The sequence below is a fragment of the Pedobacter sp. KBW06 genome (assembly GCF_003852525.1).
In the GTDB taxonomy this organism is placed as follows: domain Bacteria; phylum Bacteroidota; class Bacteroidia; order Sphingobacteriales; family Sphingobacteriaceae; genus Pedobacter.
In genome coordinates this window covers 592,049-611,871 of record NZ_QAJL01000003.1, presented here as the reverse complement: position 1 = coordinate 611,871, position 19,823 = coordinate 592,049, and the positions used below count along the sequence as shown (strand labels likewise).

Below are 19,823 nucleotides of genomic sequence, written 5' to 3'. Positions count from 1 at the left end.
AAAAGGTCTGAAATTATAATATTTCAGACTTTTTTCAGTTTCTGCAGGAATTCCTGCCCTCAATTTTGCTTCTGTATAAAATTTCTCCTTGTAATGCCCGGTTATTCAGATTTTCGATCAGGCCATCAAAAACATCTTAAAGTTTACGGTTTCCCGTAAGGAAAGCAGTCCGGCGCAGTATACTTTTGATTGTTGAACAAATAATTTTAATAAACTAATCATGGGAGATTTCGTAGGTATAATCATTGCAATTGTCGTTTGTTTTTTACTGTTTCTGGCATTAAGGGAAGTGGTGTTGTGGTATTGGAAAGTAGATACAATTATTAAAAATCAAGAGGTTACCAATAAACTTCTACATCACAACAACGCATTGTTGAACGAACAGATCGCGTTTATGAAATCTCAGGTTAACCAGGAACTTAAATCAGCGCCAAAAGATGCTGATTTAATCATGTAGTGATTTAATTCAATTAGCTCAGGAATTTTCCTTTTAGTCTTTCGATAAACAAAGCCTTGAATGTATTGCCAATGGGGATCGGTTCTTCGGCACCTTCAAGGTAAAGCCGTCCGCCATCCATGGAGATGATCTTATTGATAGAAATGAGATAGGATTTATGTATCCTGACGAAATTTTGTGCTGGGAGCCTGTCTTCCAGCGTTTTCATATTTAATAAGGAAATCACCCTTCTTTTATTGGTCAGGTAAAAGGAAATGTAATTTTTCAGTCCCTCAATATAGATGATGTCATTATACTCAATCTTAATGATTTTGCCTTTATCAGTTTTAACAAAAATCTGGTGTTCTGTTTCTTTAATTTCTACCGGAGCTTTTTCTGCAACTGGTTTGTACAGTCTGTTCAGCGCCTTCTGGGTGGCCACAAGGAACCTTTCAAAAGGGAAGGGTTTGAGCAGATAATCGATCACATCATTATCAAAAGCTGTCACCGCATAGTTGGAATAGGCGGTTGTTAAAATAATATTGGTCTTGTTTCCAAAAGATTTGACAAAGTCAAGCCCCGTGAAGGTGGGCATATTGATATCCAGAAAGATCAGATCAATATCTTCTTTTTCTATATATGGCAATGCTTCGAGCGCGCTATTAAAGGAAGCTACAATTTCTAAATAAGGAGTTTTTTTACTGTAATTTTTAATTACTTCAATCGCATGTGGTTCATCATCAACTATGAGACATCTGAGCATAATGTATTAAATTATTGATACCTAAATATATATAAAATTGAATTTAAATGAGCACAAATGAATTTATTGTTTGTCTATTGAAAAAAAATATATTAAACGACAAATTAATAGTTAATTACAGTGCGATTTTCAGGGATAAAGTGTACCTTTTTTCTTCATTTTTGATGTCCAGGCTAAATTTATCCGGGTAGTAATTTTCCAGTTTATAAAGGATGTATTTGATGCCGATGCCATGACCATCGTTGATCAGGGAATCCGCCGGTTTTTTTTTGTTCGTAAGCGAAAAAGACAATTGATTGTTTTCTACTTCGAGGCTAATATCTACTGGATTTTCCGGGTCTGTAATCTCACCGAATTTCATTGCATTTTCTATCAGTGTAATCAGGATCAGGGGTACAATCTTATGATCTGCTTTGACTCCGGACTCCCTGAAATTAAAATTGAACTGATTTTGAAACCTGAAATTGTTCATGAGAATCAGGTTTTTAATGTGCTTGGTTTCTTCACTTAAAAGAGACTTTCCATCGTAATCGACATCTTTAAGAGAGTACCTCATGATTTCAGATAAGGTAATTATTCCTTTTGCCAACTCATTGGAGAGGTCAAGAGATTTAGAGTAAAGAAAACTGAGCGTATTGAATAGAAAGTGCGGGTTAATCTGGGCTTTCAGAAAAGATAACTTCATATTCAGAATGCTGTTTTTTAGCGACTGCTCCTCATTCTCTTTTATCCTTAACCGTTTTTCCGAGAGGATGGACATTCTTGCGAACCAAAAAGCCGTTCCAAGGAAGATGAAATAGCTTAAACGCCAGATTGATCCTACAATATAAAAGGTAAGGTTGGTGGTTAGTGTTTTATTGCCCGACAGCCCGAAATAGATGAGCAGGTAGGACATCAAGGTTTTGATTAAAATATAGCAGACCATGAGGACCAATATCTTAATCAGGAATGCGACGATCGGGATTTTAGGTTTATGTTGTGGCAGTGCCCAATAGGTGCAGAAATAGAAAACTGAGACGTTAAGGAAAGCCATGAGAATGGTCTCTGTCCAGAAAAGACGCTTGGGTTCCAGGATGAAAACCAGCGAGATTTCATATAACCAATAAATTATCCAAAAAGCCAAATGCTTATAAAAGATTTTTGATCGAAGGAAATGGAAAGGAGTCATAAAGGAAGGTACAAAGTTTTGATCAGAAATGGTATTCATTCCTCCTCATTTCGTCCGGATTTCGTTGTCGTTGATCCAATTTTACTCCTGGACTCTATACCTGCCGAAACCTGAGAGAATCGTCTTGTATGGGTATTCAGCTAGGGAAAAAGGCCTAAATCCAATTGTCCTTAGCCCGGTTCCGGCAGAATCCTGAAAATTCGTTCGTACATGAATTTACTACGTTGGGCATTTTCCTGACTGAGTTGGTGTAATACTTTTCTGATCCTTCTCCTTTCTCTACACATTTGTTCAACCAAACTATCAGATTATGAAACCAAAACAAGAAACCAAAGAGATTAAGTTCAAAAAAAGAACCATCGAGTATTTAAACATTCAGGAAATGAAAGCCATCAACGGTGGTGGTGATCCACAGAATCCTTCAGATACAACCAACACCCTTACCATTACCTATACGATTAGTGTACCAAAACCCTAAACTAAAAGATTATGACCAGGATCATCCCTTTTTCGACAGCCAAAATTGTAGATGCTATCTGTATTGCGTCCGACAATAATATCCTTTGTGAAGCACTTTTTGACTACCTGCAGCACCGCAACTTTGAAAATATAGGAGTTGCGTGTTCTGAGAAAGAAACCCTTGATTTTCTTGGCAGGTGCGATTCTTCTATCCTGATCATCAGCGCCAACTTGTTGGACAGCACTGTTTTTCAAACGATAGATGCACTCAAAAAACTTAAAACGGATGTGAAGGTAATTCTGCTGAGCAATAAAATAGAGGTCCTCCGGTACTTTGAGGAAAGTCAGGATGGCGTAGTGAAGGGGCTGTTGTCCAATCATGAAAGCATGAGCGATTTGTATTATTGCATCATGGAGGTCTATAACTCCAGGAGGTATAAGTCGAGTCATGTGAAACGGTTATTGCTGCAGAGCCAGATCAGCTCCTATGATCTTCCTGCATTAGGCTGCAGCTTCAGCAAGATCAAAGAGCTGACAAAAAGAGAGATGGAAATTTTTCTGGCCATTTCCAATACACTATCTACAAGAAGTATTGCTGAGGCCTTGTTTATCAGCCCGGCAACAGTCAATAACCATAAGGCCAGTATTATCGGGAAGCTGAGTTTAAAGGGCAAAAATCAACTGTTGTCCATAGCCGTTTGGTACAGGACCACACTCACTAACATCGCATGATTAAGACCGCATATTTATCCGACATTTTAAGGCTCGAAATTGATAAACAATGGAGCCGGTCTGACAGTTCAGAAGAACGTTGTCTGATCCGCTTTCTGCTGGCCCTGATCCAGGAGACGCCTTTTGATATGGAGGATAGAACACTGTTAAATTCCGGCCGGTTTTACGAAAAATCATCCTTTATCGAACAGTTTGTTCATGCATTAAATATTCTCTTTGTTCTGGATCCGCTCATAGAAAAAAGAGTTTTTCAATCCGAATATATTATCCCGGAAGTGAATGATTTCATTTTCAGCAGAAGTACCCGGCTGATTTCAGCCAATCGTTACGATTTTAATAATGGTGCAACAGGACTGATGTTTTACCTGAAATCCTGCGGAACTGAGCAGGTGGAAGAGCTGAAGTTGAATTTTGTCAGTGGAATCAGGACTTACCTTGAAGGGAAAGCATATCAGGTTCATCGTGCTCCACAAAACCAGTTGTCCCATATCGCTGACACCCTGTTCGGCTTGTATTTCAACAATGAACATTATGACCAGCAAAGGGAAGAAAACCTGATTCAAGTCATTGACCTTTGCTTCGATGCCCTGTTTTCCTTCTGGGAAGATGTGAATATTGAAGAATATAAATATCTTTTCTTTGGGAGGCATTCCGAAAATGCCACACTTACGGATCTTCTGAACTGGAAAGAGGGAGATCTTCAGAAATCCAATATTATTCTCGCCTATTCCATTTTTAAAAATAATAAAACCTTGTACCGTACCGGTTTGCTCGTTGGCTTACATACCTTGATTTTACCTTCTCTGTTGAAAGATGATATCGATAGCTATGATTTTCAGCATGGCGCACTCGGCCTGCTTTATGGCTATAACGCCTTATATGATTTTACCGGCGATGCGAAGTTTCTGGAGGCCTCTAAAGCCTGGCAATCTAAATTAGAAGTTAACCTTTACAATGCCATTAGTTCGGAAGGGCAGTTTGATATCAAAGCAAAAATTGACCTTTTAACCTGTTACGCATTTTTACTCCATAAATCTTCAGGATCATGATAGATAACGCGACTTTGGAATGGTTTGACGAACAGATCCTTGCCCACAATGATCAGGCAGGTAACTCCCTGTATTCGGGGAAGCTGGGTTCCATTCTTTATTTTTTTGAAGCAGGCAGGATAAAAGGAGAAATCTTTACGGACCATGCAGAAGCATTATTGGCGGAGTTGTTCGGGGAAATGAACGCTGCAGAAACGGTTTTTACTGATTTTTCCCTGGCTAACGGGTATGTGGGATTGCCCTTGCTTGTTAACTATCTGGTTAAAGAAGGTTTTATCGATTTAGATGTAGATCAGGAGTTTTACGATCTGGACCTGCTGATTGCAGAAAAGGCATTTCTGGAATTAACCAAAGACAATACCGATTTCCTTTATGGAACCATTGGCCATCTGCATTACTTTTCTCAGCGCAATTTGAACCCTTTTATTAAAGATCTGCTTCAACGGTTGCTAAAGGAGATCTTTAAAAGAGAAATCGTTGATGAGCAGGGCTTAAGGATCAAAAATGCTTTTTATCATAAAAAAGAAGGCGAAGAAGAATTTATAAACCTGGGGCTTGCCCATGGCAATCTGTCGCTTGGACTAATTTTACTGAACCTGATCGACCGGGATCCTGATTTTTCCTGGCTCATTCCAAAAGCAAAGCTTATGGCGGATTATTTGATTTGCAAGCTTTCCTATAAAACAGGAGATGACGAAAGGATCCGTTCGCTCTTTCCTTCGATCATCAATAATGAAGGATTAGCCATTTTCAATAACATTCCGGTAGCCTGGTGCTATGGAGACCTTGCAGTTTGTCTGTTTCTCTATGACTTGGGCAGACTGTCGGGAGATCAGTCCTACCATAATAAAGCAGAAGAAATCGGTTTGTTTTCATTTTCCGAAACTGCTGTTCATTGCGAGGTGGTTGACAATCCTTTTTTCTGTCACGGTACCTCGGGCATTGCCCAGCTTTATAAAAGCCTGTATAACATTTCCGGGAACCCGATCTACCTCGAAGCTTATGAGTTATGGATCGGCCGGACCTGGGAAATGATGGAAAGCAATTACCTCCGTGAGCCGCCGGAATTGCTGCCTTCCTCAGAAGTGTTGTCAGTTATCGAAGGATTCGTTGGCGTTGCACTGGTACTGAACGGTTATCAAACAGAAATTGACCGGTGGTCATCCATTTTCATTTTAAAATAATCAAACTATGAAAACATTATTCCTATTATTCATCGCCTGCATCGCGTTTACCCGGCTAACGCAGGCACAGGAACGCCCGGAGGTTCATATTAAGGGCAGCCTGAGGGACATGCAAAAGCAGCCCGTTATTTATTCTACCTTGTCGTTGATCGACTCCACCGGAAAGGCCATCAATTTTGCTATTTCTGATGAGCAGGGTATTTATCATTTTCGTGCAAAGCTAAAAGCCGGAACCTATAAAATATCCGCTTCCTCTATGGGATACGCAGCAGGGATCAAAGCATTTGATCTTGGTGCAGAGGTCAAAGAGCTGCAGATTCCGGAACTCGTGCTGGTTGCTGATACCAGGACACTTGCTGAAGTCACGATTAAAAGTAAAAAGCCACTTATAGAACAGAAAATAGACCGGTTGGTGTTCAATGTTTCTCAAAGCCCGATGGCCGCCAGCAGTTCTGCGCTCGACCTGCTGAGGAGGGCTCCTGGCGTGAACGTAGATCAATCTGACGCGATTAAGTTAAGGGGAAAGAATGTGTTGGTGATGGTCGACAATAAACGGACTTATTTATCCGGCGATCAGGTTGCGCAATACCTTAAAAGTATGCAGGGTGATCAGATCGAAAAAATGGAAATCATCAGCAATCCTTCCGCAAAATACGATGCCGAAGGCGTGGGTGGGATCATCAATATTGTATCTAAAAAAGATAAAAAGATGGGCGTCAATGGTGCGGTAACTGCCGGTGGTGGTTATGGTAAGAATGGAAAATATAATGGAAATACCGTACTTAATGTCAGAGAATCCAAATTTGCAATTTCCGGAACACTTGGTTTTAACCACGACAAAAGTCCTACTTCCGGGGAATTAAACCGGGTACTCGAAAACACCACTTTCGCCCAGAGCAGCTCCAGTTTGAAAACCCTCAACTCGGGACTGGGGAAATTGTCTTTCGATTTTTTCCTCGATAAGAAAAATACGTTTGGCCTGGGCTTCATCGCCAACCAGGCGGAAAATGACCTGTCTAATACCAGCCTTACCTTTCTGAACCAAAATCAGAATAGCAATCAACTGAACCTGTTCAGTTCGAGCCTGAGCAAATGGAATAGTCAGACCTATAGCTTTAACTATAAATCCCAGCTTAAAGAAGAGGAGAGCATTTCACTCGATGCAGACCTTTCCAGGTACAATAATAACGGAAATATCAATTACATCTCCCAGAATATCAACTCGGCAACACCGGACGATAAAACTTTTAATAACAATCGTATCGGGATTAATATCGCCTCTGTAAAACTGGATTATGAGAAAGCCTTGTTCAAAAAGCTTGGTCTGGAGGCCGGCCTTAAATATAGCCGGGTGAGCACAAATAACCTGACCAAATTTGACCAGCTGATTGATGGAAACAGGGTAGATGATGTGAAAAGGAGTAATGTATTCCGATATGATGAAAATATTTATGCCGGATACCTTAATTTCAACGCCAGGCTGAATGATAAATTGTCGCTGCAATTTGGTCTTAGGGGAGAGAAAACCATATCCGACGGAAATTCAAAAACCCTGGATTCTGCCTTTAGGCTGGACTACTTTAAATTGTTTCCAAGCCTTTACGGTACTTATAGCTTTAACAAGAACCATCAGGTGGGTGCTTCCTATAGTCGCAGGATTGGAAGGCCGGGGTATAAGGATTTAAACCCATTCATCTATTATGTAGATCAATACACTGCAAATCAGGGAAATCCCTATCTAAGGCCCAGTTTTACCAATTCTTTTGAATTGAACTATACTTTTTTCCGTCAGTATAATATTTCTGTAGGCTATCAGCAAACGAATGATGAGTTTGAAAAAGTAGCAATACAGGAGGCGGATACCAAACTGGTTAAAGAGATGTATCAGAACTTCGATAAATTTTATGGATATTTTATCAGCGCCAATATACCGGTAACGGTAGCCAAGTTCTGGGAAATTAATAATGCAGCTAACCTGTATTACACCGACTATACCCTCGGCCAGATCAGGTCCAGAGGTTCAGCCTTACAGCTGAACAGTACCTCTACTTTCAGTATCCCTGGAAATTATACCGCAGAAATGGATATGATCTATTTTTATAACAATGCCTACGGTATTTACCGTGTTAAGCCGAACCTGTATTTCAATATCGGAGTGGCTAAAACCCTTAATGACAAAAGGTCGTCGCTTAAATTGAGTGTTTTTGATGTTTTTAACAGCAACCGGTCTAATGTTGTGGCAAACCTTGGAAGTCTGAATCTGGACTCCAGATACCGGTGGGAGGGGACCCGGGTTAACCTGAGCTTCAATTATAAGTTTGGAAAAAATACAGTAAAAGGAGCGGCTACAAAGAGGAAATCTTCTGCAGAAGAGCAAAGCCGTATCAAAAATTAAATATGCTTAAGGGATAACATCTTAAAAAGAAGCGCATGAAAATAGGTATTCTTGAATTTGGAAATATAGAGCAGCGTTCTGGTGCTGAAGTGCTTGAAGCTGTTTTGGAATATGCACAATGTGCAGATGTGAATGGTTTTAGTCGTTTTTGGCTTACCGAACACCATCCATTAAGTATGGGCTGGAATAATCCGGAAATGCTGTTGCCTACCCTGGCTTGTTATACGGAAACGATCAAAATCGGCATCGCCGGTATCTTGTCTGCAATACATACACCTTATCGTGTTGCTTCCAGCTTTAAACTGCTGGGGACGATGTTTCCCGGAAGGATAGATCTGGGTTTTGCAAACGGAAAGCCAAGTCCTGAAGCTTGCAGAAATATGCTGAATACAGAAAGCCTGGCGCCGGATATTTACCATAATTTTCAGGAGCATGTCAGGAAAACCCATGCCTTTTTAACAGATGAAGGGCCTGCTGCGATAGCTCCGTACCTGGGAGATCTTCCTGAAATGTGGCTGCTCGGTGCATCTTATCAGCAGCTGGGACTGGCAGCGGAGCTGGGTACAGGCTTTTCCAGATCTATTTTCCATACTGCCGAGCAGCCCGGACATCAGGCGGAGAAAGTATGGGAACACCGGTCGCAATTTGCAGAAATCCATCAGGTACCGCCTCCGCTCAACATCGCTTTTGCCGGAATTTGCGACAAGGACGACCGTAAAGCAAAAAAGAAGTTCTATGAGCTGTATCAGACAGAATATGATCCCAACAGCAATTTTATCGTCGGAAATCCAGCTTATTTTAACGATCGCTTGTCGCAGATGATGGAGCAAACGGGGATAGAAGAGTTCATTTTTAAAGACCTACAAACCAATAACCTCAGCCGGATGGATACCCTGCACCTGTTAAGTAAATTAATTTCTAAACCTATTTCAGCGCCTACAGATTATGATAAACTCGAGCTTTAAAAAATTCCCTCATTTTACGCAGCTGGACCATATGGATTGTGGGCCAACGTGTTTGCGGATCATCAGTAAATATTATGGCAAATTTTTCAACCTCCAAACGCTGAGAAACCTGAGCAAGACGACCCGGGTGGGTAGCAGCATGCTTGGATTATTAAGGGCTGCTGAAAAGTTAGGCTTTAATAGTTTTGGTGCGAAAGTGGATATTGAGATGCTTCAAAATGAAATTGACCTGCCTTGTATCGTCCATTGGAATCAGAACCATTTTACCGTTTTGTATAAGATCACGAAGACTAAAGTGTATACTTCTGATCCTGCGAAGGGATTGTTGGTCTATAGCATTGACGAATTTATGAAAGGCTGGTCTGGCGGAGCAGAAGTAGGCGTGATCCTGATGCTGGAGCCAACTCCGGCATTTTATGCACAGGAAGAGGAAGAAAACGGTTTGTATAACGGCATCGGTTTCCTGCTTCCTTTTATGAAAAAATATAAAAGTTATGGCCTGCATCTGTTGTTTGGTCTATTGCTTGGAGGTGCTTTGCAGCTGGCTTTCCCTTATTTAACGCAATCTATTGTAGATAAAGGGATCAAAGAGAAGAACGTAGACCTGATCTATTTGATTCTGGCGGCGCAATTGTTTCTATTTCTGGGAAAGATCAGCATTGAGATTGTCAGGGGCTGGATCCTGGTCCACATCAGTGCGCGGTTAAATATCTCTATGTTGTCTAACTTTTTCATCAAGCTGATGAAATTACCTTTGTCGTTTTTTGATGTCAAGATGACCGGCGACTTATTACAGCGGATCAATGACCATAAAAGAATCGAGCAAACCATTACTTCTAATTCCATCAGTACCCTGATTTCCTGCTTCAACTTATTTCTTTTTGGGATTGTTCTGGCAAGGTACAATACCTCGATCTTTCTGATCTTTTTATTCGGGAGTGTATTGAATTTTATCTGGATCTATTTCTTTATCAAACGAAGGGGCGATCTGGACTACAAACGTTTTAACCAGATGAGTGCCAATCAGAGCAAAACTATAGAGCTGATCAATGGCATGCAGGAGATCAAGCTAAATAATGCAGAAAAAGAAAAGAGATGGCAATGGGAAAGATTTCAGACCAAGCTTTTCCGGACCAATATCCAGAGCCTTGCTCTGGATCAGGTTCAAAATATCGGCTCATTATTTATCAATGAGCTCAAGAACATCGTCATTACGGTAATTGCTGCACAGTTGGTCATTAAAGGAGAATTGACAATAGGTATGTTGTTGTCTATCAGTTATATTATTGGACAGTTGAACTCGCCGATTACGCAATTGGTTTCCTTCGTCCAGTCTTTTCAGGATGCAAAACTTAGTCTGGAGCGCATAGCTGAGATTCATGGTAAAGAAGAAGAATGTAATAAATCAAACTCAGAAGTCTTCGATGTAGAGGATGGGGTCGAAATTGAATTGAATAACCTGACTTTCTCCTATTCCGGTCCACAGGAGAACATCATTCTTAAGAATGTTTCATTTACCATTCCAAGGAATAAGGTAACTGCTATTGTAGGAGCCAGTGGAAGCGGAAAGACCACACTGATGAAAATTCTGCTAAACTTTTATAAACCTACAGCTGGTGAAATACTGGTCAACAATAAGCGGTTGACTACTGTTTCCGATGAATTCTGGAGAGACGTATGTGGATCGGTGCTTCAGGAAGGTTTCATTTTCTCTGATACCATAGAAAAGAACATTGCTGTGGGTGTTGAGCTTGTGGATTACGACCGGCTTCAGCATGCGCTGAAGGTTGCGAATGTTGAGGGCCTGGTAAATACCCTGGCCTTAGGGCTCCAAACTAAAATCGGACAGGAGGGAATCGGGTTGAGCAGCGGCCAAAAGCAACGGCTCCTAATTGCAAGAGCTATTTATAAAGAACCTCAGGTACTTTTCTTTGATGAGGCAACGAGTGCGCTGGACAGTAAGAACGAAAAAGAAATTGTACAAAACCTGGATAACTTCTTCCAGCATAAAACCGTTGTCGTGATCGCACACCGTTTAAGTACGGTTAAAGCTGCAGATCAGATTGTTGTTCTGGATGACGGCCGGGTTCAGGAAATCGGTACGCACCTGGAGCTGATTGAAAAAAGAGGATATTATTATGAGCTGGTGAAAAGTCAATTGAGCATGGAACCGGCACCATTGGAAAATTTACACTATAAATCTGCCTAATTATGCCCGCAAATCAAATCAGTCAAAATGCGACAGAAAACGAGTTTTCTGAAGAAGTGGATTATATCCTGAGTAGTTTACCCCGTTGGTTAAAAAGATGGAATTTATACGTTATTCTATCTATGTTTATCGGAGGAGGGATCATTATTCTGGTGGTCAGTCAACTGGTACGAAAGCCGGTTGTTTATACCAAAATGCAGATTTATCCCGGCGCACTTAAAGTCAGTGTCGACAAAGTATCCGGGATCAGGGAGATCCTGCGCAAACAAGGCAGCCTGTTGAAGTCGGGGGATACCATTGCCCGGTTGTATGACCTGGAAAACCCACAACTGACTTCCATATTGAGGTCGCCGGGATATGGCAGGCTAAAGACCTACCACAACTACCAGCCGAATGCCATTATCAGGCCCGGACAAGTCATTGCAGTCGTGGAATCTACGCATAAAAAGACCATTCTCGGAGAATTTAAACTGGATAATGTGCAGGCCAGTCAGTATAAGGAGGGGCAAAAGATCCGGATAGAAATTAAAGCCGGACAGAAGACCATGACCATTGATGGAATCCTGCAGGAGATCGTTTATCCTGCCGGTGATCAGGGACATGCTGTTTTATATTATGAGATTTCCGACCTGGATCAACTGAGTTTTTCCGACCCAACGCAACAATTACAAGGCAGGCTCATCGAAAAGAAAATGTCCCTCTCTCTAAACACTATATTTTAATCCCTATCTCTACCCTAATCAAGCGAAAAGCCCGGCAGTTGACCTGACCGGGCTTTTGTGTTTCTTATGGTGTATCGTCTTGCAATCTGTTAATTGCAAAACGATACACCTGGAGGAATTTGATTTGGATCAGGATTGTTCTGCAACTTTATCCTTGCGGCTAAACTCCTTATTCAACCCTGATTTTCCATTTTTCATCGCTTTTTGCGTTTTGTAATAGGTATAAAGAAATTCATAAATGATCATTTCATGAACCCTTTGCTGAAAGGGGAACAACCGGATCATGTGCATATGCGTCATGCTGGATAAGATATTCATCAGTGGTGTCTTTGATTCCGGATCTTTCATCAGGTGATCCAGTTGCGGAATGATCAGAGATCTGATGTTGCCGGATCTTTCCTCAATGAACTCAAATAATGGCGCATATTCATTTTCAGCATCCTTTTCCCTATCCATACTTTTATAAATCTCCGTACGGAAATCCCTGTATTTTTTATTGATCTGAAGATTGGTGTTTTTGTCTGCATTAAATTCCTGCGCAAAACCCATTTTTATCGGTTCTAAAAAGGTTAGTTTTTCATCAGCACTGAGGCCGAAGTCGTCCAGAAGGGCATCGATAGAACGCATTCCCCAGAGCCATCTGATGGTTTCTCCCTCCAGGCCTTCAATATTTTCAAGAACCTGCACCACGCTTTCACTGTCGTAATAGAAAATGTCTTCCATCAGGGAGATGTTTTTTTCTCCATAACGTTCGATCTCTCTTTCGTAGGTATCAATGATGGTTTTCCAAACCAGTTTTTCCTGAATGAAATAATCCAGGTGTTTTTTGACGATGAGGATCACTTCTCCTGTACACTCCGGGTTCTTTAACCTGAATCGGATTCTGAGGTGCTGGTCAGGATCTGCAAATCTTAAAAAGAACCAGCCATTGATCAGTTCCTTTTCCTTGAGTTCCTGTACCATGGGTTGGAGCTTTTCTGCTATAATTCTTTCGCTGATCTGTGTACCACAATACAGTTTGAAATACAGCCACTCGGAACCAACCGTAAATGTCCTTTGAACCGTTCCTTCAGGCTTTGCTGTTTTCAATAGCGTATTACCGGTGGCGGTTGCCTGTTTCCTGCTGATCGGAAGAATCAGTTGGTTCAGGTATTTATTGCCCTGCTTATCCAGGAAAGGATAATTGTGAGCAGAAAATATATGTTCTTTTAAGATGACTGTATCTCTGTTTTTGATCATGTCAATAAACAGGTTGACGGAGTTTGATTCCTTAAAATCTACCAGTAAAGTATTGTCGCCATCTGCTACAGTAATGAGTTCCGGTAAATCCAATTTCTGCAGTTGGGTTTTGATGGCATTCATATCCTTTGCTGCGGCCAGAAAGGCATTGATCTCTTTTTTATCCAAAGTCCAGGTAGCGAATGAGATGACGACATTTCCTACAGTAACACGGGGAAGAAATTTATGTTTTTTTGCCAGGTCAAACCATTGAAAATTGAGCCCTCTTCTGCCATGTTGGTGTTGCATATCGCATAGAAACTGATAAACTGGTTGTGCGTTATGTGCGTAGTTGTGGGCATTGCTTAATCTTGGCAGGATTTCTTTATTTAGTTTTTTAGAACGAAGCACAATTTTGTTTCTGTTTACAGAGATCATAATGTCGTCTAATCCGATGATATGATCGGCATCCACAGAAGCCTTTGCGAGATATGGAATTTCGTATTTTCTATATTTTGGATGTAATAAAATATTGCCGACACGGCTTTCCGGGAGGTGAACGATTTCTGCAAGAATGGCCTGGGTTTCCAGGGCTAATTCCTGATCTACCAGATTTTGGATGGTAGATTTGATGTTTTGATCTGCATGTCCAAAGCGGCCCAGTACATTGATGGCACTGCTTCCTGCAAAAGATTCAATGTGGATCATCTCGTCTCCAAGGTAGGAAAGGATTCCGGACATGCTCAGGGGAAGATCGTCGTAACTGGCCAGGTTTCCGGAGGATTTGAGTTCTTCGGTAGAAAGCCGGATCGTTTTATGGCCAAGGGTCATCGCTTCTTCCAGTTTGGAAAGCAGGAATAATTCCTGTTTATGAACGTCAATACCAAAATAATCCGCGTATCTTTTATTCAATACCAGCCCGTCAAGAAGAGGGGAGAAGCCATTTTTCTGTTTGACCTGATAGCCTACACCGGATTCGGTATCCAGGGCCTCCAGAATCGGAACTTCCCTTTCTTCATACCGCGTATAAAAATTTTTGGCAAATGATTGGAGGTTTTCATTGGAGCGGATTGGGTTCAGTGCGCATAAAACATCCATTGCTTCCAAAATATCCTCCTGCAGGTGCTCACTTAAAATGGTTTTACCATCCGGCCTGAAGGTATCGGTCTGGAACAGGTATTTCTCATTGATAGCGACATTTAAGGATCTGGCCATTTCAATGACCTGCTGGTAAGCTGCAGGATCATTTTTTCCTTTTTGATCGAGTTCCTGAATGGCTGCTTTAAGCGGGAGCAGCAGGTTTAACTCTTTGCTCAGTTCAGCGCCTTCATTGCTGATTCTCTGCATCACGGTAATGATCTGGGAAAATACATCATCGCCGGTTACTTCAGGTTCAATCTCGCTGATCAGCAACTGGGCATCAATACAATTATTGATAAACTCCGTAGCCTCCACAGGACTATATCCCATTTCTTCTATAATGGCAGAGAGTTCCGCAACAGTAGCTCCTTTTTTACTTTGTTCGAGCATAGCACCGGCTTCATTGGTTTTCTGGACGGAGCTGATCTGATGCATTCGTTTTCCGTTGACGACCTGATATTCTATATACCTTAATTCGTCACCCAAAGGGTAAATAGAAGTATTGGGATAGTATTTTAAATAGGACTTGATGCCGGGTAATTTTTCCAGTGTACGGGACAGTTCACACAGGTAAAGCATATCCAGTCGGGTATGGCGGAGCAGGTTTCCAGATACTTCAACATCGTTTGCCGATCCCCATTCCGCATGCGAGCAACTGGCAAATAAGCCAAAAGGCGTACATCTGGTACTCATGCGGATCAGGTATTTGGTAAGGGAGGTTGCGATTTTATCTGATTCCTGTTTATTGGGAACCTCTCCCTTTACCCATTTTTCTGCTTCGCGGTAAAGGACAGGGGAGGCGAGAAATACAGCTTCCCTGAATATCTCCAGTTCTTCAAACAATGATTTTACTTCCTCCTGGGGGTAAGAGGTTTTATAGGGAAGTACCGGTAGTCTGGCGACAAAGTTCCTGTTAAAAGCATAGTTGTTTTTAAAATGTGACATGGAATTTAGTTAATAGGATGAACGAATGGTTAGGTTTTTTGCTAAGGCAATATAAATAATAACCTATTATATATATATGGTTCAGCATCAACTATTTTCCTGCTAAAAAATGATCATTTATCACTATTCCACAGGGGCCTTAAAGGATCTAATTTTACCAATGTTAAATCGATAATCAAATAATTAATAAACAACTCATAAACTATTTAATCATGAAAAAGAAATCATTAACCGACAACAAACTTAGCTTAAACAAAAAAGCGATCTCTAAACTGGATGATGTAAATCTGGAAAACATTCAAGGTGGAATCAGCTTCACCTGCTGTACAGAAATCATTATTAAACAAGGCCTGGAAGAGGCAGAAGCAGGTGGCGACCTGAGCGTACACTACTCTTGCGGAAAAGCATAACCAAACTCAAAAAATAACCAAAACTAAAACTTAAACAAGATGAAAAAGAAATCACTAACCGACAGCAAACTTAGCCTGAACAAAAAAGCAATCTCTAAACTGGATGATGCAAATATGGAAAACCTTCAGGGTGGTGCAACTTTCACCTGCTGCACAAAAGTAACCATTGAGCCTAAAGAGAAAGAAAAACTCGCAGAGGTTGGCAGCGTACATTACTCTTGCGGTTCCTAACAAAATTAAAAACCTAACCAAAATCTAAAATTAAACATTATGAAAAAGAAATCATTAACCGACAGCAAACTTAGCCTGAACAAAAAAGCCATCTCTAAACTGGATGATGCAAACCTGGAAAACATTCAAGGTGGTGTTACTTTCACCTGCTGCACAGAGGTAATCATCAAAAAACCATCTTTAGAAGAAGCAATTGGTGATGTAAGTGTACACTATTCATGTAAATAATTTATAACCTATAAAACTTAGCATTATGAAAAAGAAATCATTAAACGACAGCAAACTGTCTTTGAATAAAAAAGCAATCTCAAAATTAGACGACGCTAATTTAGAAAACATCCAGGGTGGAATTACTTTTACCTGCTGCACAAAAGTAACAATCGAACCTTCTAAACCGAAAGAAGAAGCATTTGAAGACGGAAGTGTACATTATTCTTGCGGATAAAATATTTTAAGATTTGGGGTCTCAGACCACAAGTGTTTCTCCTCAGGTAGCCATTCCTGAGGAGTTTTTTTATCTTATTAAAACGGAAATCATGGAATATGAGATGATAAAATCATTTGACGATGCACTTCTTTCCAATCGGATTGCTGAGTCAGAAGTTGAAGATGATTCTTTGCTGGGTGGTGGTATGGGGTATAGCTTATACCATGCTGCTCTCGCGGAGATCAGGGACGATGAGCAGTACCCGGAAAGGGCCTTTCAACAGATTGAAAAGACTTTTCAGCGTTTATCTGCCGGTACATCTTCACTCGATGGAATAGCCATGGGAACCGGGCTAACCGGTTTTGCTGCGGTGATCAGTTACTTTTGCGAGCAGGGGTTTTTGGATGAATCGGTGAAGGAAGAGTTGACCGGTATTGAGGAGATCATGTTTAAAGGCGCAATGTTGCAGCTCGAAAAAGGACATACTGATTTTTTGTTCGGAGCATCCGGCCCCTTGTCTTATTTTCTTGACGAAAAGGCAAATGAACGGAATACTGTATATATCAACAAGCTAATTGAGGCGATGATCCATTATGGCAGAAAGAACAGCACATCCGGTTTGTTGCTGCCTGAACCAAACCGTTTTTTTTCGCATATTAATCTGGGAATTGCACACGGATTAAGCGGGACCGGATTGGTATTGGCTAAAGCTGCTGCCGATGCAAGGGTAGATCAACAAGGGCCGGTAAGCGAGATGTTGCATCATATTCTGGGATACCAGTTGCAGCAAAGAACAACCAAGGGGGACGCCATTTTTCCGATTAAGGTGGATAAACAAAGCGGGAAACCTGAATTCAGCGCCAATCAGTCCTGGAGTTACGGAGATCTTGGCATCTTATTGTTTATCTATACACTATCGAATTTGTTCGATGATGCGCAAATCAGAAATACGGCAGATCTGCTGACAGAGGAGATCATGGCCAATCGTTTTACACATGAAATGATTCCTGAGAATCCCGGAATGAGACATGGTTTTTCGGGTAAAATCATGCTGATTGGGAAGCTGGCAGCAATCAGCGGAAATCAGAAGTATAAGACCTTGTATAAAAATCAATATTCATTATTTCAATCCATGATGAATAATTATGACCTCGATCTCGGTGCTTCTTCCCTTAATTTTGAAGGACTTGTTGGGGCAAGGTTGGTGGCTCAAAGCCATTTGCTATCTGTAGAACAGCTTTCCTGGAAGAAAATATTCTTAATGTAAATGATGAGGTCACTTGTATTATTGTCTGCCCTGCGGACGGGAGAAAAAGCCGGTTTTCAGCATTCTGCTGCGATTCATGGCATTCCTTTTCATTTTGGTCTTCTGGCAACTGAATGCCCGGAGTTTCCTTCGGATGCTGATGCTGCTTACCAGGTTTTAGTAAAAAAACGAGCCATTTCGATCAATTTCAGAGATCTTTCTATTCTTTTTACCTTGAACAACGGCCTGAGCAATAATCCTGAGGGGTATAATTGTTTTGGTTCTGACTTTGTCGGGGAAGTGGTTGCTGTTGGTAGAAAAGTAAAAAACCTGACAGTGGGAGATCGCGTTATTCCGAATTGCGATTATGAGATGAAACCTAAAAGAGGAATTTCTATGCGCGGGATTCCATCGAACAGGGCTTCTGCAGCTTATGATTTTTTTGCTGCAGAAAAGCTGTTGAAAATCGACGATTCAATTGCCGATGAGGTTGCGGCTTGCATGTCTATTGGCCTGCAGACTTCCTATTCCATGATCCGAAAAGCGAAGATCAGAAAAGGGGACCGGATTCTGGTGACATCAGGCAGTTCAAATACTTCTTTATTTCTGATTGAAGCGCTAAAGGCGAAAGGACATCGGGTTACTGTACTCACCAGTAATTCGGTTACACAGGAGAGATTAGGTAAAGAGCAGGAGGTAATCCTCTATCAAAATACAAATGATCTGACCGCTCAGCTGGACCTGCATAAAACTAAGTACTGCTCCGGGTTTGATGTCGTATTTGATCCGTTTAGCGATGTCTTTTTTGAAAAATTAATCGATTATCTAAATGCTGATGCCAGGTATCTGACCTGCGGACTATATAAACAAAAACCAGAATTCAAAGATCTGGAGGAGAGTTCAATTGTGAACAAGCCAGCATTGGGTTATCTGCTGGCACACCTCATCATGAAGAACATCCGTTTGATTGGAAATTGTCTGGGCACTACAAAAGATCTTGTGGAGGCGATTGCAGACTATAAAGAAGGCAAAATCAATATCGCGATTGATGCCGTCTTTTCTGAAAGAGAGCTGGGCAGTTTTATTGATAAAGCGTTTACCGATAAACGCAGGTCAGGAAAAGTAGTGTTGACCTACTATTGAGACATTTGTTTTAAGACTCTGATGGCTTGATGAATGCATTCCTCCTGATCCACGATTTCTTTTTCCAGCACATGATCCGGGCTTATTCCCTTTCCTACCTCATCGTAGGGCTCTCCCTTACGGTCTGTCAGCGTGCCGTTGGTTAAGACCAGGTAGGCACCATCACTCAGTTTAAATTCCGAATTGGATGAGGTCAGTCCTGTTGTTTTCTGACCTATGAGTTGTGTGTTTTTCCTATCCTTAAAGGCCATTGCGATAAATTCTCCGGAACTCCCCGTACGCTTATTGATGAGGACCACAAGGGGCTTATCAAAGTTTTTTAACTGGATTAAAGGTGTTTTGTACTGGTAAACTAAAGAATCCCCATAGTAAGCGGCATTGTTTCTGTAACGATAATAGCTGATGATACCTTCTGGTTTTTTGATCCCAAAAGCGTCTTCGTCGTGTATAAAAGGAGCCACCATACCAATCATTGGCTGTAACATTCCTCCATCATTGTCCCGTAAATCTATGATCCAACCCTTCAGGACAAGTTTGTCCAGCTCCCTGATCTTGTGGTAAGCATCCGTAATAAATTGTTCCCATTCCCCTTCATTGGCGAAATAGAAATGAGGAACGGTAAGGTAGGCATAGGACTTTTCCATAATGGCAGTTTTCACAATGGGGAGTTGTTCGCCATTTGCCAGGTAGCCTTTAAAAATGCCTTCCACCATTTCAGGAGGATAAAAATGAGAATGCTGATCTGCTAACATTTTCAAAGTGGAATCAATTACCGTATAGGTTTGCTTTATGGAGTCCATGCCTTTTGCCTGCTCATGGGCAAAATTATAGATCTTTTCCCAGTCGAGTTTATGTTTGTTGATCGATTGGGCCTTCATGATATCCAGCGCCTGATTGAGATAATTCTTCACTTCAATGTTATTTTGTGCCAAAACAGGTTTGAAAAATAAAATGAACAAAAATAAGATAGCAATACGATGC

General features: G+C 41.1%; 19 protein-coding genes. 15 read left to right on the top strand and 4 right to left on the bottom strand.

Features of this window, described 5'->3' with window-relative positions; all coding sequences use genetic code 11:
- Positions 1–220 precede the first annotated feature (220 nt).
- Positions 221–457: a hypothetical protein gene (locus tag DBR43_RS17400; protein WP_124583052.1), complete on the top strand. Its 237-nt coding sequence runs from the start codon at positions 221–223 to the stop codon at positions 455–457.
- Positions 458–470: 13 nt separating this feature from the next.
- Here DBR43_RS17400 and DBR43_RS17395 read toward each other — a convergent pair whose 3' ends face one another.
- Together DBR43_RS17395 and DBR43_RS17390 are read right to left on the bottom strand one after the other, a co-directional pair.
- Positions 471–1,199, bottom strand: coding sequence for a LytR/AlgR family response regulator transcription factor (locus DBR43_RS17395; protein WP_124583050.1), 729 nt, complete (start codon positions 1,197–1,199; stop codon positions 471–473).
- A 115-nt stretch (positions 1,200–1,314) separates the two neighbouring features.
- Complete coding sequence (locus tag DBR43_RS17390; protein WP_158622532.1) at positions 1,315–2,322, bottom strand: sensor histidine kinase; 1,008 nt, start codon at positions 2,320–2,322, stop codon at positions 1,315–1,317.
- A gap of 355 nt (positions 2,323–2,677) precedes the next feature.
- On the opposite strand from DBR43_RS17390, the gene DBR43_RS32980 reads away from it, so the two are divergent.
- From DBR43_RS32980 to DBR43_RS17355, 8 genes are read left to right on the top strand one after another with little or no spacing between them, the layout of a single operon-like run.
- Positions 2,678–2,845: a hypothetical protein gene (locus DBR43_RS32980; RefSeq protein WP_158622531.1), complete on the top strand. Its 168-nt coding sequence runs from the start codon at positions 2,678–2,680 to the stop codon at positions 2,843–2,845.
- Between the two features lie 11 nt (positions 2,846–2,856).
- On the top strand, positions 2,857–3,558 hold the full coding sequence (locus DBR43_RS17385) for a response regulator transcription factor (RefSeq protein ID WP_124583046.1): 702 nt from the start codon (positions 2,857–2,859) through the stop codon (positions 3,556–3,558).
- Positions 3,555–4,607 (top strand): hypothetical protein, encoded by a 1,053-nt coding sequence (locus DBR43_RS17380; RefSeq protein WP_124583044.1) that lies wholly within the window; start codon positions 3,555–3,557, stop codon positions 4,605–4,607. Before DBR43_RS17385 ends, DBR43_RS17380 begins: the two co-directional genes overlap by 4 nt.
- Positions 4,604–5,791: a lanthionine synthetase LanC family protein gene (locus DBR43_RS17375; RefSeq protein WP_124583042.1), complete on the top strand. Its 1,188-nt coding sequence runs from the start codon at positions 4,604–4,606 to the stop codon at positions 5,789–5,791. Before DBR43_RS17380 ends, DBR43_RS17375 begins: the two co-directional genes overlap by 4 nt.
- Positions 5,792–5,798: 7 nt before the next feature.
- Positions 5,799–8,186, top strand: a complete 2,388-nt coding sequence (locus tag DBR43_RS17370) for an outer membrane beta-barrel family protein (RefSeq protein ID WP_124583040.1) — start codon at positions 5,799–5,801, stop codon at positions 8,184–8,186.
- A 35-nt stretch (positions 8,187–8,221) separates the two neighbouring features.
- Entirely contained in the window at positions 8,222–9,151 is a 930-nt protein-coding gene (locus DBR43_RS17365) for an LLM class flavin-dependent oxidoreductase (RefSeq protein ID WP_124583038.1), read from the top strand.
- Positions 9,132–11,360: a peptidase domain-containing ABC transporter gene (locus tag DBR43_RS17360; protein ID WP_124583036.1), complete on the top strand. Its 2,229-nt coding sequence runs from the start codon at positions 9,132–9,134 to the stop codon at positions 11,358–11,360. Before DBR43_RS17365 ends, DBR43_RS17360 begins: the two co-directional genes overlap by 20 nt.
- 2 nt (positions 11,361–11,362) lie before the next feature.
- Positions 11,363–12,082, top strand: a complete 720-nt coding sequence (locus DBR43_RS17355) for an HlyD family efflux transporter periplasmic adaptor subunit (RefSeq protein WP_124583034.1) — start codon at positions 11,363–11,365, stop codon at positions 12,080–12,082.
- A 129-nt stretch (positions 12,083–12,211) separates the two neighbouring features.
- Here the strand turns inward: DBR43_RS17355 and DBR43_RS17350 are convergent, their stop codons facing one another.
- The gene (locus DBR43_RS17350) at positions 12,212–15,385 is read right to left on the bottom strand and encodes a lantibiotic dehydratase (RefSeq protein WP_124583032.1); all 3,174 of its coding nucleotides are present in this window, start codon (positions 15,383–15,385) and stop codon (positions 12,212–12,214) included.
- A 212-nt stretch (positions 15,386–15,597) separates the two neighbouring features.
- Between DBR43_RS17350 and DBR43_RS17345 the strand changes: the two genes are divergently transcribed.
- Genes DBR43_RS17345 through DBR43_RS17320 form a run of 6 tightly spaced genes read left to right on the top strand, consistent with a single transcriptional unit; the run spans position 15,598 to position 18,842 of the window.
- Positions 15,598–15,795, top strand: coding sequence for a class I lanthipeptide (locus DBR43_RS17345; protein ID WP_124583030.1), 198 nt, complete (start codon positions 15,598–15,600; stop codon positions 15,793–15,795).
- Between the two features lie 39 nt (positions 15,796–15,834).
- The gene (locus DBR43_RS17340) at positions 15,835–16,026 is read left to right on the top strand and encodes a class I lanthipeptide (RefSeq protein WP_124583028.1); all 192 of its coding nucleotides are present in this window, start codon (positions 15,835–15,837) and stop codon (positions 16,024–16,026) included.
- 39 nt (positions 16,027–16,065) lie between these two features.
- Positions 16,066–16,254: a class I lanthipeptide gene (locus DBR43_RS17335; RefSeq protein WP_074604109.1), complete on the top strand. Its 189-nt coding sequence runs from the start codon at positions 16,066–16,068 to the stop codon at positions 16,252–16,254.
- 25 nt (positions 16,255–16,279) lie between these two features.
- On the top strand, positions 16,280–16,471 hold the full coding sequence (locus DBR43_RS17330) for a class I lanthipeptide (RefSeq protein WP_074604111.1): 192 nt from the start codon (positions 16,280–16,282) through the stop codon (positions 16,469–16,471).
- A gap of 13 nt (positions 16,472–16,484) precedes the next feature.
- Positions 16,485–17,720 (top strand): lanthionine synthetase LanC family protein, encoded by a 1,236-nt coding sequence (locus tag DBR43_RS17325; protein WP_124583026.1) that lies wholly within the window; start codon positions 16,485–16,487, stop codon positions 17,718–17,720.
- A complete protein-coding gene (locus DBR43_RS17320; protein WP_124583024.1) occupies positions 17,721–18,842 on the top strand; it encodes a zinc-binding alcohol dehydrogenase family protein in 1,122 nt (373 codons plus the stop codon). It abuts the gene before it with no gap.
- Here DBR43_RS17320 and DBR43_RS17315 read toward each other — a convergent pair.
- Positions 18,836–19,753 carry a S41 family peptidase gene (locus DBR43_RS17315; RefSeq protein WP_158622530.1) on the bottom strand — a complete coding sequence of 306 codons (918 nt, stop codon included), beginning with the start codon at positions 19,751–19,753 and terminating at the stop codon, positions 18,836–18,838. The genes DBR43_RS17320 and DBR43_RS17315 overlap by 7 nt on opposite strands.
- Positions 19,754–19,823: the final 70 nt, after the last annotated feature.